The sequence below is a fragment of the Ruegeria sp. CDSA033 genome, assembly GCF_059612305.1.
In genome coordinates, this window is the sequence record NZ_JBXWQI010000002.1 from 209262 (window position 1) to 227419 (window position 18158).

General features: G+C 58.1%; 20 protein-coding genes. 7 read left to right on the forward strand and 13 right to left on the reverse strand.

What is annotated here, in order from left to right:
• Nucleotides 1-31: 31 nt before the first annotated feature.
• Nucleotides 32-1981: an AsmA family protein gene (locus AC2FLA_RS04310; RefSeq protein ID WP_496720773.1), complete on the reverse strand. Its 1950-nt coding sequence runs from the start codon at nt 1979-1981 to the stop codon at nt 32-34.
• A gap of 94 nt (nt 1982-2075) precedes the next feature.
• Here AC2FLA_RS04310 and rimO point away from each other — a divergent pair, with 94 nt between their 5' ends.
• Nucleotides 2076-3464 carry a 30S ribosomal protein S12 methylthiotransferase RimO gene (gene rimO / locus AC2FLA_RS04315; RefSeq protein ID WP_496720774.1) on the forward strand — a complete coding sequence of 463 codons (1389 nt, stop codon included), beginning with the start codon at nt 2076-2078 and terminating at the stop codon, nt 3462-3464.
• A gap of 608 nt (nt 3465-4072) precedes the next feature.
• Here rimO and AC2FLA_RS04320 read toward each other — a convergent pair.
• Nucleotides 4073-4261, reverse strand: a complete 189-nt coding sequence (locus AC2FLA_RS04320) for a hypothetical protein (RefSeq protein WP_058275732.1) — start codon at nt 4259-4261, stop codon at nt 4073-4075.
• A gap of 213 nt (nt 4262-4474) precedes the next feature.
• Between AC2FLA_RS04320 and AC2FLA_RS04325 the strand changes: the two genes are divergently transcribed.
• Nucleotides 4475-4717: a CDGSH iron-sulfur domain-containing protein gene (locus AC2FLA_RS04325; protein WP_058275570.1), complete on the forward strand. Its 243-nt coding sequence runs from the start codon at nt 4475-4477 to the stop codon at nt 4715-4717.
• Here the strand turns inward: AC2FLA_RS04325 and AC2FLA_RS04330 are convergent, their stop codons facing one another.
• The 4 genes from AC2FLA_RS04330 to AC2FLA_RS04345 form a co-directional block, all read right to left on the reverse strand.
• A complete protein-coding gene (locus tag AC2FLA_RS04330; protein ID WP_496720775.1) occupies nt 4718-4978 on the reverse strand; it encodes a DUF6455 family protein in 261 nt (86 codons plus the stop codon).
• Between the two features lie 66 nt (nt 4979-5044).
• On the reverse strand, nt 5045-5320 hold the full coding sequence (locus AC2FLA_RS04335; protein ID WP_496720776.1) for a DUF6455 family protein: 276 nt from the start codon (nt 5318-5320) through the stop codon (nt 5045-5047).
• A gap of 68 nt (nt 5321-5388) precedes the next feature.
• On the reverse strand, nt 5389-5757 hold the full coding sequence (locus AC2FLA_RS04340; RefSeq protein WP_496720777.1) for a YigZ family protein: 369 nt from the start codon (nt 5755-5757) through the stop codon (nt 5389-5391).
• Nucleotides 5754-6461 (reverse strand): M48 family metallopeptidase, encoded by a 708-nt coding sequence (locus AC2FLA_RS04345; protein WP_496720778.1) that lies wholly within the window; start codon nt 6459-6461, stop codon nt 5754-5756. Before AC2FLA_RS04345 ends, AC2FLA_RS04340 begins: the two co-directional genes overlap by 4 nt.
• 122 nt (nt 6462-6583) lie before the next feature.
• Here AC2FLA_RS04345 and AC2FLA_RS04350 point away from each other — a divergent pair, with 122 nt between their 5' ends.
• On the forward strand, nt 6584-6832 hold the full coding sequence (locus AC2FLA_RS04350) for a DUF8831 family protein (RefSeq protein WP_058275565.1): 249 nt from the start codon (nt 6584-6586) through the stop codon (nt 6830-6832).
• Here AC2FLA_RS04350 and AC2FLA_RS04355 read toward each other — a convergent pair.
• A complete protein-coding gene (locus tag AC2FLA_RS04355; RefSeq protein ID WP_496720779.1) occupies nt 6820-7095 on the reverse strand; it encodes a DUF167 domain-containing protein in 276 nt (91 codons plus the stop codon). The two genes, AC2FLA_RS04350 and AC2FLA_RS04355, sit on opposite strands and share 13 nt — an antisense overlap.
• Nucleotides 7096-7233: 138 nt before the next feature.
• Between AC2FLA_RS04355 and AC2FLA_RS04360 the strand changes: the two genes are divergently transcribed.
• Together AC2FLA_RS04360 and AC2FLA_RS04365 are read left to right on the forward strand one after the other, a co-directional pair.
• A complete protein-coding gene (locus tag AC2FLA_RS04360) occupies nt 7234-7812 on the forward strand; it encodes a nitroreductase family protein (RefSeq protein WP_496720781.1) in 579 nt (192 codons plus the stop codon).
• Nucleotides 7809-8507, forward strand: a complete 699-nt coding sequence (locus tag AC2FLA_RS04365) for an EI24 domain-containing protein (RefSeq protein WP_109313239.1) — start codon at nt 7809-7811, stop codon at nt 8505-8507. The genes AC2FLA_RS04360 and AC2FLA_RS04365 overlap by 4 nt, the downstream gene beginning before the upstream one ends.
• Before the next feature lie 3 nt (nt 8508-8510).
• Here AC2FLA_RS04365 and AC2FLA_RS04370 read toward each other — a convergent pair whose 3' ends face one another.
• Nucleotides 8511-8786, reverse strand: a complete 276-nt coding sequence (locus tag AC2FLA_RS04370) for a DUF1467 family protein (protein ID WP_282151748.1) — start codon at nt 8784-8786, stop codon at nt 8511-8513.
• 21 nt (nt 8787-8807) lie between these two features.
• Nucleotides 8808-9212, reverse strand: coding sequence for a methylmalonyl-CoA epimerase (gene mce / locus AC2FLA_RS04375; protein WP_058275955.1), 405 nt, complete (start codon nt 9210-9212; stop codon nt 8808-8810).
• Nucleotides 9213-9346: 134 nt separating this feature from the next.
• Between mce and AC2FLA_RS04380 the strand changes: the two genes are divergently transcribed.
• The gene (locus tag AC2FLA_RS04380) at nt 9347-10063 is read left to right on the forward strand and encodes a response regulator (protein ID WP_496720784.1); all 717 of its coding nucleotides are present in this window, start codon (nt 9347-9349) and stop codon (nt 10061-10063) included.
• 241 nt (nt 10064-10304) lie between these two features.
• Here AC2FLA_RS04380 and aspS read toward each other — a convergent pair whose 3' ends face one another.
• The 4 genes from aspS to AC2FLA_RS04400 form a co-directional block, all read right to left on the reverse strand.
• The gene (aspS, locus tag AC2FLA_RS04385; protein ID WP_496720785.1) at nt 10305-12080 is read right to left on the reverse strand and encodes an aspartate--tRNA ligase; all 1776 of its coding nucleotides are present in this window, start codon (nt 12078-12080) and stop codon (nt 10305-10307) included.
• A 78-nt stretch (nt 12081-12158) separates the two neighbouring features.
• On the reverse strand, nt 12159-12830 hold the full coding sequence (locus tag AC2FLA_RS04390; protein ID WP_496720787.1) for a CPBP family intramembrane glutamic endopeptidase: 672 nt from the start codon (nt 12828-12830) through the stop codon (nt 12159-12161).
• On the reverse strand, nt 12827-13474 hold the full coding sequence (locus AC2FLA_RS04395) for an aminotransferase class IV family protein (RefSeq protein ID WP_496720789.1): 648 nt from the start codon (nt 13472-13474) through the stop codon (nt 12827-12829). Before AC2FLA_RS04395 ends, AC2FLA_RS04390 begins: the two co-directional genes overlap by 4 nt.
• Nucleotides 13429-14556 carry an aminodeoxychorismate synthase component I gene (locus tag AC2FLA_RS04400; RefSeq protein WP_496720972.1) on the reverse strand — a complete coding sequence of 376 codons (1128 nt, stop codon included), beginning with the start codon at nt 14554-14556 and terminating at the stop codon, nt 13429-13431. Before AC2FLA_RS04400 ends, AC2FLA_RS04395 begins: the two co-directional genes overlap by 46 nt.
• 176 nt (nt 14557-14732) lie before the next feature.
• Here AC2FLA_RS04400 and carB point away from each other — a divergent pair, with 176 nt between their 5' ends.
• Nucleotides 14733-18077, forward strand: a complete 3345-nt coding sequence (carB, locus tag AC2FLA_RS04405; protein ID WP_496720790.1) for a carbamoyl-phosphate synthase large subunit — start codon at nt 14733-14735, stop codon at nt 18075-18077.
• Nucleotides 18078-18158 lie beyond the last annotated feature (81 nt).

The window sequence follows — 18158 nt, forward strand, 5'->3', positions numbered from 1 at the left end:
CTGCCCCGGCGCCCTTGCGTATTGGCGCTTTTTAGTTGCCGCCAAACAGCTTCAACAGCCCCTTGTTCACTTCGTCTGCCAGTTTGTTTTTGATCGCGTCTTCGATCTGATCGCTGTCCGTAATCGTCGTATTCAGCTCGTCCCCGACCTTGTCCAAAACTTTTTGCTTGGCCTCATCTTCAAGCTCTTTGGCCTTTCCTTCAGCAACAGCTTCGATGACTTTGGTTAGATCCGGCTTGATCGACGGGTTGCTCCACGGCCCGACAATTTTCACTGGTACCGCGATGCCGTTTCCCGAATTCGCGCGCAGCGCCACAGGTGTGAAAAGATAGTCGATATCGCGGTTGCCGATTCCGACGCGACCGGAACCGTCGGCCCGGAAGTTATCCAGAGACATCAACAGGTCGTTGTTCCACAACACCCCTTGATCCATGGTGAAGCTGGCAGACAAGCTGTTGAACACGGTTGTGCCGCGCTCGCCCCCGCTGCGGCCCATCAGGCGGTCCAGGTCAAACCCCGAGATTACGCCCTTGCCCACGTCCACACGGCCCTTGCCGCTGAGCGAGCGCATGATCTGATCCTCGGTTTGTCCAACTCCCAGAAACTCAAACGACCCTGATCCGGTGCCGGACAACCGCTCGATCCCGCCAAGGGCGGACAGAGCTTGCTGTACGTCCATGCCATCCGCGGTCAGATTGCCGCCAAACGACAAACCGTTCCGGTTATTGGCAACCACTTGCCCGTTCAGATGCCCTGAAAACAATGTGGCAGGGTTCATCTGAAGAACCGCTCTGGATCGATCAAGGTTAAGCGTCAGATCGCTGGGTCCCAGCGTCAGTCCCGGTACGGCAATGGAATTGGCTTTGAGGCGGATTTTGCCATTCGCCAAGGCCAGCGCAGACGCATCAATCGGGATGGTCGACCACCCTTGGTCAGGCGACGGCGCTGACCCTCCGCCAGCGCCACCAGGCGTATCATTGAATTGAGTAAGATCTAGGTCACCGCCTTCCAGCCGTGCGGTAATCTGCGGCGGGTCCGAGATAACGATATCTGCCTCACCAGTCAGGCGATTATTATCCAGCAACGCCACCAAGTTGCGCAGCGAAATCCGACCATCGCTGGTATAGGTCATCTGCCCAGCCACATCGGCCTCGCGCCCCAGTCCCAATGGCACCCCAACACCGGCCTGCCCAAAAGCAGCCAGCATGCGTTCCGTGTTCGTCGTTTTGGCCAGCAATCTGCCATCCATTTCACCAGCCAGATTGACCCGCCCTACAAAACCGAACTCTCCCCCGGGCGCGGTCATGGTCAAATCCAACGGCGTTACCGCGCCGGAAGCGTAAGCTGGCAGATCTTGAATCTTGAGGTCGACATCGACCGCCCCCCCGGGCACCGCCATCTGAGCCTGAACCTGCAGAGGCGCTGAAACGTTCGGCCAACTGGCCGTCAGATTGACATTGGCAAAATCGAACTTAATCGCGCCATTTTCGATGTAGACCAAGCGCGCGTTCGTCAGCTTCAGATGATCCAGCGTCACCTCGCCCTGCTGCCCTTGCGGTGCCGCGCCACTTGCGGCGCCTGCCGAGGCAGTGCTTGCGGGTGCCGAAAGTTCCCAATTCCCACGCCCATCCGAAAGTTCCAACCGCAGAACCGGATTGTCGGCGATCACCCGTTTGATGCGCAGGTCCCCGGAGATCAGCGCAGCAGCATCAACCCCCACGGCCAGGCTTTCGGCGCTTAGCATTGGTTCAGGACCGGCCCATTGTGCATTTCCAAAAGTCACCGGACCGGTTTCCAGCCCCAGCACGGGCCAGAAAGACAGGTTCACATCGCCCGTAAGCTTCAGGTCACGCCCGGTCTGGGTGCGGACCTGCTCGGCCAATATGGTGGCCAGCTTGTCGCCGGGCATCAGCAGCAAGGCCCCGATGACCAAGCCAAAAACCGCCACCAACAGGAAAACTATGCGCAACAGCCACTTCATATTCTGCTCTCCGCCTTTTTCATGCGTTAAAAAAGATCATCCAAAGCCTGCGCTGCATTTGCAAGGGGAAGCGTTCCCCACTATATGCCGCGCAATGACAACGAACCCGCCAAACCTCCGCCCCGACCTGGCGCCTGCCGCCCGGATGCCCGAGACGCCACGTTCGAACCAGCCAACGATTGGCATGGTTTCCTTGGGCTGCCCTAAGGCCCTGGTCGACAGTGAGCGTATCCTGACGCGCCTGCGGGCCGAAGGATACGGCATCTCGCCCGACTATTCAGGCGCGGATGCCGTGATCGTGAATACCTGCGGGTTTCTCGACAGTGCCAAGGCCGAGTCGCTGGACGCAATTGGTGAGGCACTGGTGGAAAATGGCAAAGTCATCGTGACCGGCTGTCTGGGTGCGGAACCGGATTACATCCGCGAACATCACCCACGCATCATGGCCGTTACCGGCCCGCACCAATACGAGCAGGTGCTGGATGCGGTGCATTCGGCCGTGCCGCCTGATCCTGACCCGTTTGTGGACCTGCTGCCCGCCGCAAGTGTGCAACTGACACCACGCCATTACAGCTATCTAAAGATATCCGAGGGCTGTAACCACAAATGCAAGTTCTGCATCATCCCCGACATGCGCGGCAAGCTGGCGAGCCGCCCAGCCCACGCGGTACTGCGCGAAGCTGAAAAGCTGGTCGACAATGGCGTGCGTGAATTGCTGGTGATCTCTCAGGATACATCCGCCTATGGGTTGGACCGGAAGTATGACGTGAACCCGTGGAAGGACCGCGAGGTGCGCAGCCACATCACCGATCTGGCGCGTGAGCTGGGGCAGTTGGATGCCTGGGTTCGGCTCCACTACGTCTACCCCTACCCGCATGTTCGCGAGTTGATCCCCCTGATGGCAGACGCCGGATCCAACATCCTCCCCTATCTGGATATTCCGTTCCAGCATGCCCATCCGGACGTTCTGAAACGCATGGCGCGCCCGGCAGCGGCAGCCAAGACTTTGGATGAGATCGCCGCATGGCGCGCAACCTGCCCCGACATCACACTACGGTCCACATTTATCGTCGGTTATCCGGGCGAGACCGAGGCCGAGTTCCAGACCCTTCTGGATTGGATGGACGAGGCGCAACTGGATCGTGTTGGCTGCTTTCAATACGAAAACGTCGATGGCGCGCGATCAAACGACCTGCCGGATCACGTACCGGCCGAGGTAAAGCGAGAGCGCTGGGACCGCTTCATGGAAAAAGCGCAGGCCATCTCCGAAGCTAAGCTGGCCGCCAAGGTCGGCCAGACCATTGATGTGATCGTGGATGAGATTGATGACGAAGCCGCCACGTGCCGCACCAAGGCAGACGCGCCCGAGATCGACGGGAATCTGTTCATCGATGAGGGTTTCGATGATCTGAAGCCTGGTGACATCGTGTCGGTCGAGATCGATGAGGCCGGCGAATACGATTTATGGGGCACTCGCACCTGACCTTAATGTGCCCGTTCACCCCCGATAGGCAGAGCGTGATTTAAGTTTATTGGCTTGAGACGGGATTTCCCCGGACCATGAATGAAAACCTCAACTCGCTAGAAGGAGGATTTTCATGGCATACTTTCGTGCAATCTCTTTCAATTGCATGGCCGCGATACTTGCGTCCCAACTTTTTGCCGTCCCGGCGACTGCAGGCAGCATCACCGTTGAAACGAGCGGCCAAGTCATTGTTGGGTCAAAGTCGCAGCATGTTCATAACCGCAATAATATCCGCATTCACCGGCACTATTATTCTCCGAAAGTCTACACACACAAAGTCTACCACGCAAAACCGGTTCCTAAGAACGCGCCCTACGTTCAGCAAAAGCTAAAAAAGAAATCCTATCGCTACCTTTATGCGCCACGGTACGGGTCAAAGCGTCAACACTATCACCGCAAGTCATTTGGACACGGATACTGACGGCTGGTGAGGCGTTGACTGCCCATTATCGACGCATTCTGATCCGAGGCCGCGTCGGCATAGAGCGGGCACAAAAAACGCCCAACAAGGGCGGTCGGCTGCGTTGAGTAAGCGGGCGGCCAAAACAAGACCGCCCGCAGAATTCTTACTGAGCGACCGGGTTACAGATGGTCTGTCCCGCTTCGGTCGTGGCCAGCTCGGTTCCAGCCGGGCAGCTCGGTGTGCCGAACTTGTCGTATTCAGGCGTGATGTAAACCGGCGTCGGCTCTTCCTGCTGCGAGCATGCAGCCAGAACCAGGGCAATTGCGCTAACGGCAGCAAATTTAAGTTTCATGTCCGTCATTCCTCTAAAAATTTTCTCATATTGCCCTTTTTTCTGGGGCCAGTCTCAAAATACGACCTCGTTGAAATTATTGCAACAAAATCAATCACGGATTTGTGAGAGCGGCAAAACCATGCTGCTGTATAAAGAAAAAAAGCGCTCTACACGCCCTGTCCAAAGACCATATAGTTGTTTCGCGACATTAGCCAAAAGCGGAGCAGCCACATGTCAGATCAGCCGAAACCTGCCCAAAAAGCCCCCTACCCGGTCGAAGTGACCGAAGGGAAAACCTATTTCTGGTGTGCTTGCGGCAAGTCAGAGCGCCAGCCCTTCTGCGATGGTTCACACAAGGGAACCCAGTTTGAACCGGTGAAGTTTACTGCCGAAACCAGCAAGAAGGTGTTCTTTTGCGGGTGCAAACAAACGGCCAATCCGCCGCTGTGCGACGGTTCGCATTCCAAGCTCTGACTAAGTCTTCAAAGCGTTCAGCGTTTCCTCATTCGCGCAGAATTCAGGGGCCGAATCGGCTTTGACCTGTTGTTTCGACAGCCACAATTCGCATTGGTCGCTACACCCAGAGGCACGACAGCGCGTCACGATCTCCGCATAACCATTGGTGGTCAACCGCCCCTCGGCCATCGCTTCGGTCAACGAAACATCCATACATCTGGCCACCGACCGGGTTAGCCAAAAGTGTTTCTCCACTTCGCCCAAAATATCTCGGGTCATTGGCAGATCTGCCTTTTGTTTGCACGAAGCGCCGTCAAACGCGGCGATGGCCGGGCAATATTTTTCCTAGCCGTCGCGTTTGCTTTCCGACAGCGAAGTGAGGCGGTCAAACAGGGCCGTGTTCCTGCAGTATTCCGGCGTTTTCTGGTCTTGGGCAGATTGTGCCAGAAATTGCGCGCAATGATCCGGGTTCGAACAATCTCTGCAACGCAAGACTGCATCAGAGATCTGGTCAATCGAGACGTCACCGCCTATGGCCGCATCTTCCAGAACAACCCCGACGTGGGTAGCCATCTGGTCGACCAGTTCCGCATGTCGTTTCAGAGTATTTTTGCCAAGCATTGCGCTGTCTCCCTGTCGCACGGTTCTGACAGGATAGCGCAGCGGCCCGAATAGGCCTTTGACTCAGGTCAAGACCCAGCGCCGATATGATCCAGATAGGCGCGGGTGGCGTCCTGCACCCTGCGAAAGCGGTCACCGCCCAGTTTTTTGCCCCCGTACCAGCGAGTGACAATGATGACGTGGCCCTCCAGTCCAGCCCTTTCGAGCATGCGCAGGATGACCATTCCGGCACCGCTTTCTCCGTCGTCGGCCTTGAGAGCCCCTGTCGGCAAGATCGCTGCCCAGGTATTATGCGTCGCCTTGGCATAGGCTTTGTCGGACTTGAGATCTTGCAGCACGGCATCCACGTCCTCGCGCGTTTGCACTGCAGCCCCCGACACCGCGTATTTTGATCCACGATCCGTCAGGATTACGCCCAGCCTTGTTATTTGGGTCATTGCGTCAGGCCAAGTTTTTGGGCCGTGTTCTGAACCATCTGCACACGCTGCGCATTCGGCGGATGTGACGCCAGAAAACTGTCCTCCGGTTCTGGGATGCGGTCAAAGTACTTTGCGCCGATCAACGGGTTGTATCCGGCATTGTGGGTAATAATTGTGCCCAACTGGTCAGCCTCAAGCTCGAAGGCCTTAACGTTCAATTGCACACCCACTTCCGCCCCAATTTTCTGTGTACGCTCCAGGTCTTCGCCCTCTTCTCCAAAGAGCTTGCCCAGATTGTTGAAAATGACTGCGCTTTCCTGTGCGTTTTCGGCCTGGCGCGGAATGTGACGCAGCAGATGATGAGCAGTCTCGTGCCCGAGTACAAAAGCCAGCTCATCTGGATTTTGCGCCGACTGAATCATGGATCGGGTCATTATGATCACCGGCTGGCCCCTGTCATCCAAGGTTTGAAACGCATTCGCTTCCGCTTGTGGATTGAGATCAACAAGAACCGTGAAATCGCAATTTTTGACTTTGGCCCGCTTCAGACACTCTGCCCGGGCTTCCTTGCCGATGGAGCGGCTGACATCCCGAACCGCGGCCGCCTCTACCTGATACTCACCCAAGGTCCCCGACCATTGGGTTGCGGGCTGCAATCGCATCTCGCCAGCACTACAGGCCGCCAGAAAAAGAGGAAGAAACAAACAGATCAGACGATACATTCATAATCCTTTGAAACGGTTGGCCCGTTTTCACGACCATAGCGCGGAGCCGCGCCAATCACCACAGCCCGATTGGTAAGGTACGGGTTGCATTGCATTCGGCTGACCTGCACTCTGCTTTCATGTTTTCGATTGAGCATGAATTCGACTCGACAGTCATTACTCTGGTGGACGAAGGCCCAAAGCCTTTGCAAGAGGATGTCGTCATCAACAGCTTCGCCGAATGTGTGACGCTTGAACAATTGGACCCGCGCACTGATCAGATTCAGAGGATCACGTTATCCCCTGAACAGGTGCGCGATCTGGCGGCGGCTTTAGATTTGCCAGAAGGCGTGTACCAAATCCGGGAAACACCGGATCAGGGTAAATAGACAAATACCTTGTCACGCGACGCCTGCCCCCGCCTGAGGATCAGAGTAGACGGTGCCACCCCCATGGCCACGGCCAATATGTTACGCACCGCATCGTTTGCCTTGCCGTTTTCGGGCGGCGCGGTGACGAAGATGCGAATGTTTCCGTGATCGGTCAAAATCCCATCCTTTGCAGCTTTCGGCGTGACCCGGACCTCGATCCCTTCATCGGGTACGGCGCGCGCGCTCAGATCCGGTACATTTCGCAGCTTTGGTTTGGCCATCTTCCCTCTCTTCTTCTTGAACACCCTTGCACGAACGCTCAGGGAGTGAAATTGATCTCCTGCATCCAGCCACTTGCCCTTGAAACCCGCCAGATGTTCAACCACATACACAACCGCCTATGTAAAGGAAGTTAACATATGTCCTTGAAGAATCCGGCCGCTCTGGAGTTTCTGCAATCGCGCCGGTCGCGCCCCGCAAAAACGCTGATTGAACCAGCACCCACGCGGGACCAGCTGTTGCCCCTGCTGACCGCCGCTGCACGCAGCCCGGATCATGGCAAGCTGGAACCCTGGCGTTTTATCGTGCTTGAGAAAAGTGCCATGCCGCGCTTTGCGCAATTGACCGAAGAATGTGGCTCGGCGCTGGGTAAATCCGCTGAGGACATAGCCAAGGCCCGCAACCAGTTCGACATGGGCCATCTGGCGGTCGCCGTGATCGAGGTTCAAAAACCCTCCGCGAAAATCCCTGCAATCGAACAGACCTATTCCGCTGGCGCAGTGTGCCTGGCTTTGCTGAACGCGGCGCTTGCTGCGGGTTGGGGCGCAAACTGGCTGTCCGGTTGGCAGACCCACGACCGCGACTTTTGCCAAAAGGCGTTCGGGCTGCAAGAATACGAACGCGTCGCGGGTCTGGTCCATATCGCGACCGAGGGCAAAGCACCGCCCGAAAGACCCCGCCCTGACGTGGATGGGTTGACGCAGTGGGTTTCGGAATGACCATTCTCAACGCCTTTTTTGCAGCGCTGGGACAGATCGGCGACCCAAAGTTCCGGGCTGTCCTGTTGCGCGGCGTTGGCCTGACGATCGTTTTGCTGATCGCCGCCTGTGCTTTGGCGATTTGGCTGATCAACCGGCTGTCGGGGAACGAGATCTCTCTGCCCTTTATCGGGGCCGTGCCGTGGCTGAACGACGTGCTGAATTATTCCGGCATCTTTGTCGTCCTGATCCTGCCAATATTTCTGATGGTTCCGGTGGCCTCGGCGATTACGTCGATGTTTCTGGAAGACGTTGCGCAAGCGGTCGAAGACAAGCATTACCCATCTTTGCCTGCTGTGCCCGGCATTCCATTCAGCGAAAGCCTGCGCGACGGGCTGAGCTTCATGGGCGTTTTGGTCGTTGCCAATCTGCTGGCCCTGATCCTCTATGCGATCTTTACTCCGCTCGCACCCTTCATCTTCTGGGGCATGAACGGTTTCTTGTTGGGACGGGAATACTTTACGTTGGCTGCCATGCGCAGGTTGGGTCGGGAAGGTGCACGTAAGCTGCGCGCCAAACACGCAACGACCATATGGATGGCAGGCATTTTGATGGCGATCCCGCTATCCGTGCCCCTGGTGAACCTTGTGATCCCAATCCTTGGGGTCGCAACGTTCACCCATATCTACCACAAGCTATCAGGGCCTATGGCTTAAAGATCAGCCGCGCGGCTCCAGCTGGTTCAACCAGTCGAAATCACGCACAGAAATCACGCCGGACAGGATGATGCCTGCTACAATGGCCCAGAGCACCACCGTGATACCGGTGGTGATCCACATCTTTTTCTTCAGGTGATGCTCTTCCGGTGCGCCCGCGTGGGTGCCCGGAACGATATCACCCAGATCGCCCTGCGTCTTGATGCGGATTGGCAGCACCACCAGCAAGGTCATGAACCAGATCACGGCGAACAGAACGGCCGCACCAGTAATCGACATCTCATCCCCTCCGGGGTTAGGTTACACCTGTTCCAGCTCGACCAGGCAGCCGTTAAAATCTTTGGGGTGCAGGAACAGCACCGGTTTACCATGCGCACCGATCTTGGGCTCACCCGAACCCAGCACGCGTGCGCCGGTTTCTTTCAGGTGATCGCGGGCAGCGATGATATCCTCGACCTCATAGCAGACATGGTGGATGCCGCCAGCGGGGTTCTTTTCCAGAAACCCGTTGATCGGGCTGTCATCGCCCATCGGATAGAGCAGTTCGATCTTGGTATTGGGCAGTTCGATGAACACAACTGTGACGCCGTGATCCGGCTCATCCTGTGGCGCGCCGACTTTCGCGCCCAGCGCGTTGCGGTACTGCTCAGAGGCGGCCTCAAGATCGGGTACGGCAATGGCTACGTGGTTCAGTCGACCAATCATGGAACTCTCCTCTATTCTGCGTTGCAGCGGTTATGGGGGCAGATTGAACAAAGAACAAGTGCGCCAAATTGCCGTTAACGCCCTGTTAGCCAGAAGTTCCTAGCGTGAGGTATCTGCTGATTAGGAGTTCCGCCATGGACGATTCGAGCCCCTTCGCCTCTCCCGCGCAGCCGACGGCCACGCGGCCCCTGCTGGGACAAACTATTCTGGTTGTGGAAGACAGCCGCTATGCCTGCGACGCCATCCGCTTGATGTGCCTGCACAGCGGCGCGCGCATCAGGCGGGCGGATTGCCTGCAATCGGCACGGCGTCACCTGCAGATCTACCGCCCCTCTGTCATCATCGTGGACATGGGTCTGCCGGACGGGTCCGGCGCGGATCTGATCGCCGATCTGTCTGAGGCTGCGCCTCGTATTGGGGCCATTCTTGGCATGTCCGGGGATGACCACATGAAACGCACTGCAATGCGGGCCGGTGCCGACGGGTTTCTGGCGAAACCCCTCAAATCGCTGGCCTATTTTCAGACGTCCATCCTGGAACGTTTGCCCGAAGATCGCCGCCCCAGCAGCCTGCATGCCGTCCGGGATGAGATCATTAACGCCGATCCGTTGGCCTATCAGGATGACATGGCCCATATCGCCGACATTCTGGCTGGCCCGAATGATCAGCGTACGCTGGATTACGCGGCACAGTTTCTGCGCGGGGTCGCCCGCGATGCCGACGATACGGTTCTGGCAGAAGCGGCGCAGCGGCTTGCCGAATCCCGGGCAGACGGGACCCCAGTAACGGCCGTGGCCGCTCAGGTCGCCGGGATTGTGCAGTCCCGTTTGCAACAGCGTGAGGCGATTTGAGATGATGACCGCTTACTTCATAACCGCAACGATCCTGTGTCTTTGGGTCTACTGGCAAACCCGCGCCACCGCCCGCGATATTCGCTCCAGCCGGAAGTCATTTAGGGACCCATGGGAATAGCCCCCCGACTAGCGGACTATGCAGGCCTGCGAGAAGGCGATGAACACCGGTCCACAGCCATGACCTTTGTGCAAGCTTTGAAAAAACCCGCTGCAGGGTTAGCAGCGGGTTTTGTTATTCTCAGTCCTGAGGGATAATCCGCAGGCCCAGCTCCATCATCTGGTCCGATGTCGGATCGGATGGCGCATCCATCATCAGGTCCTCGGCACGCTGGTTCATGGGGAACATCATGACCTCGCGGATGTTGGCTTCATCGGCCAGCAGCATCACGATACGATCGATACCAGCGGCGCAGCCACCGTGCGGCGGGGCACCATAATGGAAGGCGTTGAACAGCGCACCAAAGCGGCTTTTGACTTCATCCTCGCCATAGCCTGCCAGCTCAAAGGCCTTAAGCATGATCTCGGGCTTGTGGTTTCGGATTGCACCCGACACCAGCTCATACCCATTGCAAGCCAAGTCGTACTGATAGCCTCGCACATCCAGAGGATTGCCTTCCAGAGCCTCCATTCCGCCCTGCGGCATCGAGAACGGGTTGTGTTCAAAGTCAATGGCACCGGATTCTTCGTCCTGTTCGTAGATCGGAAAATCCACGATCCAGGCAAAGGCGAAGCGGTCTTTCTCGGTCAGGTTCAGTTCCTCACCGATCACATCACGCGCTTTACCAGCGACCTTTTCAAAGGCTTTGGGCTTGCCACCCAGGAAGAATGCCGCATCGCCGACACCCAGACCCAGTTGCTGACGGATGGCCTCGGTGCGTTCGGGGCCGATGTTTTTAGCCAGCGGACCTGCGGCCTCCATCCCTTCGCCCTGATCGCGCCAGAAGATGTAGCCCATGCCGGGCAGACCCTCTTTCTGAGCGAATGCGTTCATGCGGTCACAGAATTTGCGGCTGCCGCCGGTCGGCGCTGGGATGGCGCGGATTTCGGTGCCTTCCTGCTCCAGCAGCTTCGCGAAAATCGCGAAGCCAGACCCGCGGAAGTGGTCGGAGACCACTTGCATTTTGATAGGATTCCGCAGGTCAGGCTTGTCGGAACCGTACCACAATGCCGCATCCTTGTAGGAAATCTGCGGCCATTCCTGATCGACCTTACGCCCTCCGCCGAACTCTTCGAACACACCGGTTAGAACCGGCTGGATCGTGTCGAACACGTCCTGCTGTTCGACAAACGACATCTCAAGGTCAAGCTGGTAGAAATCGGTGGGCGAGCGGTCGGCACGTGGGTCTTCGTCACGGAAGCAGGGCGCGATCTGGAAATACTTGTCGAAGCCCGACACCATGATCAGCTGTTTGAACTGCTGCGGTGCCTGCGGCAGCGCGTAGAACTTGCCCGGGTGCAAACGCGACGGCACAAGGAAGTCACGCGCGCCTTCAGGCGAAGATGCGGTGATGATCGGCGTCTGATACTCGCGGAAGCCCTGATCCCACATGCGCTTGCGCATCGAGGCGACAACGTCCGAACGCAGGGTCATGTTCTGCTGCATCGCCTCGCGGCGCAGGTCCAAGTAACGGTAGCGCAGACGCGTTTCCTCGGGGTATTCCTGATCTCCGAACACCATCAGCGGCAGCTCTTCAGCCGCGCCCAGCACTTCCAGTTCACGAACGTAAACTTCGATCTCGCCGGTCGGCAGTTTCGAGTTCACAAGTTCTGGGTCACGTGCTTTGACGGTGCCGTCGATGCGGATACACCATTCCGAACGAACTTTCTCAAGCTCGGCAAAAGCTGCACTGTCGCCGTCACACAGAACCTGTGTCACACCGAAATGGTCGCGCAGATCAATAAACAGCACGCCGCCGTGATCTCGTACCCGATGCACCCAACCGGACAGGCGGACGGTTTCACCGACATTAGCGGCGGTCAGTGCGGCGCAGGTGTGGCTGCGGTAGGCGTGCATGGATATATCCCTTCGGGCGCAGAATTCGTCGCGCCGGTACACCCTGTCAGGCTTGGAAAGTCAAGGCAGGTCGCGCTGTCAAAACGGCCTTTGCACGTTGCCGGAATAGAAATAGATGCCCAGACCCGCCGCAAAGATGATATTTCCCGCAATCGCGTGCAGCAGGACCGCATAGACAAATGACCCGCGTTGGCGGTAGGCCCAAGTGAACAACAGCCCTCCGCCAAAGGTCATGACGGCGACAATCCAGCTCCAGTACATCAGGTGGGCCAGCGAAAACAGGGACGCGTTCAGCAGGTAAGCCGCCTTCCCGTTTGGAAGGATCGCCTGGTAGCGGCGGAAGAACAGCGACCGGAACAAAAGCTCTTGCGGAAGGGCCGAAGCAATCGGGTAAGCCAGCCAGATCACTGCTAGGAATTCGGGCCGGTAGAGAAGCATGCGAAATGCAACATCCGGCCGCGTCGCCATGACGACCGCCGAGCAGAAAGCAATCATGGTGACAATGAACAAAGCAAGCTCGCGCCACGTCCAATTGCGCCAGTTGTACCGAAGTTCGGCCCACGTAAAACCGGGCGTGTAATGGAGCAGGATGATACCGATGGCCGTGAACGTGAATAGCGACGGAAACATCCAATCCGGAGGGAAAAAGACCGCGATCAGAACTGGTACTGCGACAAAGAACAGACCGAATTCCAGCCGTAACCGCAGGTGAAGCGCCCCGTCATGCGCCCAATCGCTTTGTTTGCTCACAATACCGCCAACTCCGCCCGGATCAGGCCACGTAAGGAATTCCCTACGAAAACTTTTTCCGCGTTTTTCAGATCGGTCAAGAACAAGGCGCTTTCGGTAACCTGTTTATTATCAAGTAGTTCTTCACGCAAAATTCCCGGAAGCAACCCACAGGTCAGCTTTGGCGTCAGACGGCGGCCGTCCGGCATGTGCAAGAACAGGTTGGTGATGGTCCCTTCGCACAGTTCGTCACGTTCGTTCAGGAACAGAAATTCGTCTATTCCGTCAGGCAACGATGCGCGGGCCGTGTCATAAACAGAGCGTTGTGTCGTCTTGTGCTGCAACCAAACATCCGACGCGGAAAGCCGCATATCGGTGACCGTGACCCGCCATAATGGTGGGTTGTCGGCCAAAGCTCCGGTTGTCACATCGTATGTTCCATCAACTGCCAGGGTAAGCCGGCACCGCAGAGGTGATTGCCCTACAACGGTTTCCAGTGCCTGGATGGCCGCGCCCGCATCGAAAGGAATGCCCATGGCCGCAGCTGACCGAGACATACGGGCCAGATGCCGATCCCGGCGAACAAACCCTTGCCCGGGTCGAAAGGCCAGTGTTTCGATCAGGCGGAAGTCAGGGTCAGCTGGTGGGCAAAGCGAGCTTTCCATAGCGCTTCCTCATATTCCGATGGGGCCGTGCTGTCCCAAATCACTCCACCGCCGACATTGAGGGTGGCCGCGCCATCCTCGACCATCAGCGTCCGGATCGCCACGTTGAATTCTGAACGCCCGTCCGGCGCGGCCCAGCCGATCGCACCGCAATAAACATCGCGAGGCCAGGGTTCGAGATCGGACAGAATCTCCATGGCACGAATTTTGGGGGCACCGGTGATGGAACCGCAGGGAAACAGAGCCGTCAGGATATCGGACAGCTCGGCGCCCATATGCAGCTGCGCCTGCACCAGCGAGATCATCTGATGCACGGTCGCATAGGTTTCGACCTTGAACAGCTCGGGCACCTTGACGGATCCGGGCATCGCGACGCGGCTGATATCGTTACGCAACAGATCGACGATCATCAGGTTTTCAGCCCGGTTCTTTTCGTCGACTGCCAGGAACGCGCGACGCCGGGCGTCTTCGGCCATATCCTCGCTGCGGGGTTGGGTCCCCTTCATCGGGCGGGTTTCGATCCCGCGGTCCGCGTTTGTGCGAAAGAACAGTTCAGGCGACCGGCTGAGTAGATCGGGCAATCCATCCTGCTGGATCAGCGCGCCATGACCCACGGGCTGTCCGGCCGTGAGCGCGGCATAAAGCGCGGCGCTGTCGCCCTCTACAGTCATATCAATCGGGAATGTCAGGTTGGCCTGATAGATATCCCCTGCCCCAATGGCGTCATGCACGTGTTGAAACGCCTGCGTGTACCGTGCCTCGTCCCAGCGCGGTTCAAAATGGGTCACCCCGCCCCATTCAGCGGGCAATTCCCGCTGAATGGGGCGATCATAAACGCCGAAGCATAGTAAAGGCAGCCGGCGGCCTTCTGGCATGCGCTCAGACAGGCGCGGTTCCAGCACGTACCCCAGCTCATAGCTGGCATAGCCGGCCAACCAAGCCCCTTGCGCGCGCGCCTCGTCCAGCGCCTCCAACGCTTGGGGCACGTCCTCCGCATTGTCCGCGCGGATCATTTCGGCTGGCCGGTCAAAACTGGTTCCTGACCCGGCTGGCCCCTGATCAAAACGAATACGCAATTGCATCCTCATTTGCCGTGCTGCGCGGTATAGAGAATACGCCGCCAAGGGAAAGGGGGGAAAGCGGCAATTTCGCCCCTGTTTCCGATCCCCCTTGCACCTTTTCGCGCGGTCCCTATAACGCAGGACAATTTGGGCGCTTGGGGGTGCCCTGAATCGCGGACAATCGAAGGAACGTGGCCATGCCGAGAAGAACCGACATTCAGTCGATCATGATCATCGGGGCGGGCCCCATTGTTATTGGTCAGGCTTGCGAGTTCGACTATTCCGGCGCTCAGGCCTGCAAGGCACTACGGGAAGAAGGATACCGGGTCATTCTGGTGAACTCAAACCCCGCCACGATCATGACCGACCCCGGACTGGCCGACGCAACATATATCGAACCGATCACGCCCGAAGTTGTCGCCAAGATCATTGAAAAAGAACGCCCCGACGCGCTGCTGCCCACCATGGGCGGGCAGACCGGCCTGAACACGTCGCTTGCGCTGGAAGAGATGGGCGTGCTGGACAAGTTTGGGGTCGAGATGATCGGCGCCAAGCGCGACGCCATCGAAATGGCCGAAGACCGCGCCCTGTTCCGCGAGGCGATGGACCGGCTGGGCATCGAAAACCCGAAGGCCGAGGTCGTAACTGCCCCCAAGAACGAAAGCGGCAAGAAAGACCTGGACGCCGGTGTGGCACTGGCCCTCGAAACCCTTGAAAATGTGGGCTTACCCGCCATCATCCGCCCCGCCTTTACGCTGGGCGGCACTGGCGGTGGCGTGGCGTATAACCGCGAAGACTATATCCATATTTGTCGGACCGGCATGGATGCCTCGCCAGTGGGCCAGATCCTGATCGATGAAAGCCTTTTGGGATGGAAAGAATACGAGATGGAAGTGGTGCGCGACACCGCCGACAATGCCATCATCGTCTGTTCCATCGAAAACATCGACCCAATGGGCGTGCACACGGGTGACTCGATCACCGTTGCCCCGGCCCTGACGCTGACCGACAAAGAATACCAGGTCATGCGCAATCACTCGATTGCCGTGCTGCGCGAGATCGGGGTCGAGACCGGCGGATCGAACGTGCAATGGGCGATCAACCCGGTCGACGGTCGGATGGTCGTGATCGAGATGAACCCGCGCGTATCGCGGTCTTCGGCGCTGGCGTCAAAGGCAACCGGTTTCCCGATTGCCAAGATCGCCGCCAAGCTGGCTGTGGGCTACACGCTGGACGAGCTGGACAACGACATCACCAAGGTCACCCCGGCCAGCTTTGAGCCGACCATCGACTATGTTGTCACCAAGATCCCAAAATTCGCGTTCGAGAAGTTCCCCGGCTCCGAGCCCTACCTGACCACCGCGATGAAATCGGTAGGTGAGGCGATGTCCATCGGCCGCACGATCCACGAATCGATGCAAAAGGCGCTGGCCTCGATGGAATCCGGCCTGACCGGGTTTGATGAGATCGAAATCCCCGGCCTGAACGTTGGCGTTTGGGAAGAAGTCGACGACAAGGCCGCCGTTATCAAGGCAATCAGCCAGCAGACGCCTGACCGTCTGCGCACCATCGCGCAAGCAATGCGCCACGGGCTGACCGACGATGAGATCTTTGGCGTCACCAAGTTCGACCCTTGGTTCCTTGCCCGTATCCGCGAGATCATCGAAGCCGAACGCCAAGTGCGCAAAGACGGCCTGCCTGTGACCGAGGAAGGCATCCGTAAGCTCAAGATGCTGGGCTTTACTGACGCGCGTTTGGGCAATCTGACCGGTCGTGACGAAGACAACGTCCGCCGGGCGCGCCGCAATCTGGGTGTTACGGCCGTGTTCAAACGCATCGACACCTGCGCCGCCGAGTTCGAGGCGCAGACGCCCTATATGTACTCGACCTACGAAGCCCCCATGATGGGTGACGTAGAATGCGAGGCGCGTCCGTCTGACCGTAAGAAAGTCGTCATCCTTGGTGGCGGCCCGAACCGGATCGGTCAGGGCATCGAGTTCGATTATTGCTGCTGCCACGCCTGTTTCGCGCTGACCGAGGCTGGTTATGAAACCATCATGATCAACTGCAACCCCGAGACCGTGTCGACCGACTACGACACCTCGGATCGTCTGTATTTTGAACCTCTGACTTTCGAACACGTCATGGAAATCCTGACGAAGGAACAGGAAAGCGGCACCCTGCACGGCGTGATTGTTCAGTACGGCGGTCAGACCCCCCTGAAACTGGCCAACGCGCTGGAAGCCGAAGGCATTCCGATTCTGGGCACCACTCCGGATGCCATCGATCTGGCCGAAGACCGTGAACGCTTTCAGGCGCTGGTCAATGATCTGGGCCTGAAACAGCCCAGAAACGGCATCGCATCAACCGACGCGCAGGCGCTGGATATTGCTGAAGAGATCGGTTTTCCGCTGGTGATCCGCCCCTCTTACGTTCTGGGCGGTCGTGCGATGGAAATCGTGCGCGACATGGACCAACTGAGACGCTACATCAACGAGGCTGTGGTCGTCTCCGGCGACAGCCCTGTGCTGCTGGACAGCTACTTGGCGGGCGCGGTTGAGCTGGACGTGGACGCGCTGTGCGACGGCACCGACGTGCATGTTGCGGGCATCATGCAGCATATCGAAGAGGCCGGCGTGCATTCCGGCGACTCGGCCTGTTCGCTGCCGCCCTACTCGCTATCGGCAGAGATTATCGATCAGATCAAGGGTCAGACGTTCAAGTTAGCCAAAGCGCTGAACGTTGTCGGCCTGATGAATGTGCAGTTCGCGATCAAGGACGATGAGATTTACCTGATCGAAGTGAACCCGCGCGCCTCGCGGACAGTACCGTTTGTGGCCAAGGCGACCGACAGTGCGATTGCTTCGATTGCAGCGCGCGTCATGGCAGGTGAGAAACTGTCGAACTTCCCCATGCGCCCCGCGTATAAGGAAGGTCAGGACACCAAGATTGCCGACCAGATGACGCTGGCCGATCCGGACATGCCGTGGTTCTCGGTGAAAGAGGCTGTTTTACCTTTTGCCCGCTTCCCCGGCGTTGACACCATTTTGGGCCCGGAAATGCGTTCCACCGGCGAGGTCATGGGCTGGGACCGCGACTTCCCACGTGCCTTCCTCAAGGCGCAGATGGGGGCAGGCATGGTTCTGCCTTCCTCGGGTCGCGCGTTTATCTCGATCAAGGACGCGGACAAGGGTGCGGCCATGCTTGAAGCCGCTCAGGTTCTGCTGGAACAAGACTTCTCGCTCGTCGCGACCCGTGGCACACAAAGCTGGCTGGCCGAGCAGGGCGTTGCCTGTGAGATCGTCAACAAGGTCTATGAGGGCCGCCCGGACGTGGTCGATATGTTGAAAGACGGCCAGGTTCAGCTGTTGATGAACACCACCGAAGGTGCGCAAGCGGTTGAGGACAGCAAAGCCATCCGATCCATCGCTCTGTATGACAAGATCCCGTACTACACGACAGCTGCCGCAAGCCACGCCGCCGCGTTGGCAATCAAGGCGCAGGCCGAGGGTGATGTCGAGGTTAGATCGCTGCAGGGCTGATCGGCCTTAACCTGCTTACACGACCGACCGTTTCGCGCGCCCGTTGACCTTATGTCGCCGGGCGCGCATCTTTTCTGTGAT

What these genes read in the sequence shown, in the direction of transcription:
- AC2FLA_RS04320 (WP_058275732.1), bottom strand. Translation starts at nt 4,261, where the DNA reads ATGAAACTTAAATTTGCTGCCGTTAGCGCAATTGCCCTGGTTCTGGCT.
- AC2FLA_RS04335 (WP_496720776.1), bottom strand. Translation starts at nt 5,320, where the DNA reads ATGCTTGGCAAAAATACTCTGAAACGACATGCGGAACTGGTCGACCAG.
- AC2FLA_RS04310 (WP_496720773.1), bottom strand. Translation starts at nt 1,981, where the DNA reads ATGAAGTGGCTGTTGCGCATAGTTTTCCTGTTGGTGGCGGTTTTTGGC.
- carB (WP_496720790.1), top strand. Translation starts at nt 14,733, where the DNA reads ATGCCGAGAAGAACCGACATTCAGTCGATCATGATCATCGGGGCGGGC.
- aspS (WP_496720785.1), bottom strand. Translation starts at nt 12,080, where the DNA reads ATGCACGCCTACCGCAGCCACACCTGCGCCGCACTGACCGCCGCTAAT.
- AC2FLA_RS04365 (WP_109313239.1), top strand. Translation starts at nt 7,809, where the DNA reads ATGACCATTCTCAACGCCTTTTTTGCAGCGCTGGGACAGATCGGCGAC.
- AC2FLA_RS04330 (WP_496720775.1), bottom strand. Translation starts at nt 4,978, where the DNA reads ATGACCCGAGATATTTTGGGCGAAGTGGAGAAACACTTTTGGCTAACC.
- mce (WP_058275955.1), bottom strand. Translation starts at nt 9,212, where the DNA reads ATGATTGGTCGACTGAACCACGTAGCCATTGCCGTACCCGATCTTGAG.
- AC2FLA_RS04340 (WP_496720777.1), bottom strand. Translation starts at nt 5,757, where the DNA reads ATGACCCAAATAACAAGGCTGGGCGTAATCCTGACGGATCGTGGATCA.
- AC2FLA_RS04325 (WP_058275570.1), top strand. Translation starts at nt 4,475, where the DNA reads ATGTCAGATCAGCCGAAACCTGCCCAAAAAGCCCCCTACCCGGTCGAA.
- AC2FLA_RS04355 (WP_496720779.1), bottom strand. Translation starts at nt 7,095, where the DNA reads ATGGCCAAACCAAAGCTGCGAAATGTACCGGATCTGAGCGCGCGCGCC.
- rimO (WP_496720774.1), top strand. Translation starts at nt 2,076, where the DNA reads ATGACAACGAACCCGCCAAACCTCCGCCCCGACCTGGCGCCTGCCGCC.
- AC2FLA_RS04350 (WP_058275565.1), top strand. Translation starts at nt 6,584, where the DNA reads ATGTTTTCGATTGAGCATGAATTCGACTCGACAGTCATTACTCTGGTG.
- AC2FLA_RS04345 (WP_496720778.1), bottom strand. Translation starts at nt 6,461, where the DNA reads ATGTATCGTCTGATCTGTTTGTTTCTTCCTCTTTTTCTGGCGGCCTGT.
- AC2FLA_RS04380 (WP_496720784.1), top strand. Translation starts at nt 9,347, where the DNA reads ATGGACGATTCGAGCCCCTTCGCCTCTCCCGCGCAGCCGACGGCCACG.
- AC2FLA_RS04400 (WP_496720972.1), bottom strand. Translation starts at nt 14,556, where the DNA reads ATGCAATTGCGTATTCGTTTTGATCAGGGGCCAGCCGGGTCAGGAACC.
- AC2FLA_RS04360 (WP_496720781.1), top strand. Translation starts at nt 7,234, where the DNA reads ATGTCCTTGAAGAATCCGGCCGCTCTGGAGTTTCTGCAATCGCGCCGG.
- AC2FLA_RS04370 (WP_282151748.1), bottom strand. Translation starts at nt 8,786, where the DNA reads ATGTCGATTACTGGTGCGGCCGTTCTGTTCGCCGTGATCTGGTTCATG.
- AC2FLA_RS04395 (WP_496720789.1), bottom strand. Translation starts at nt 13,474, where the DNA reads ATGGAAAGCTCGCTTTGCCCACCAGCTGACCCTGACTTCCGCCTGATC.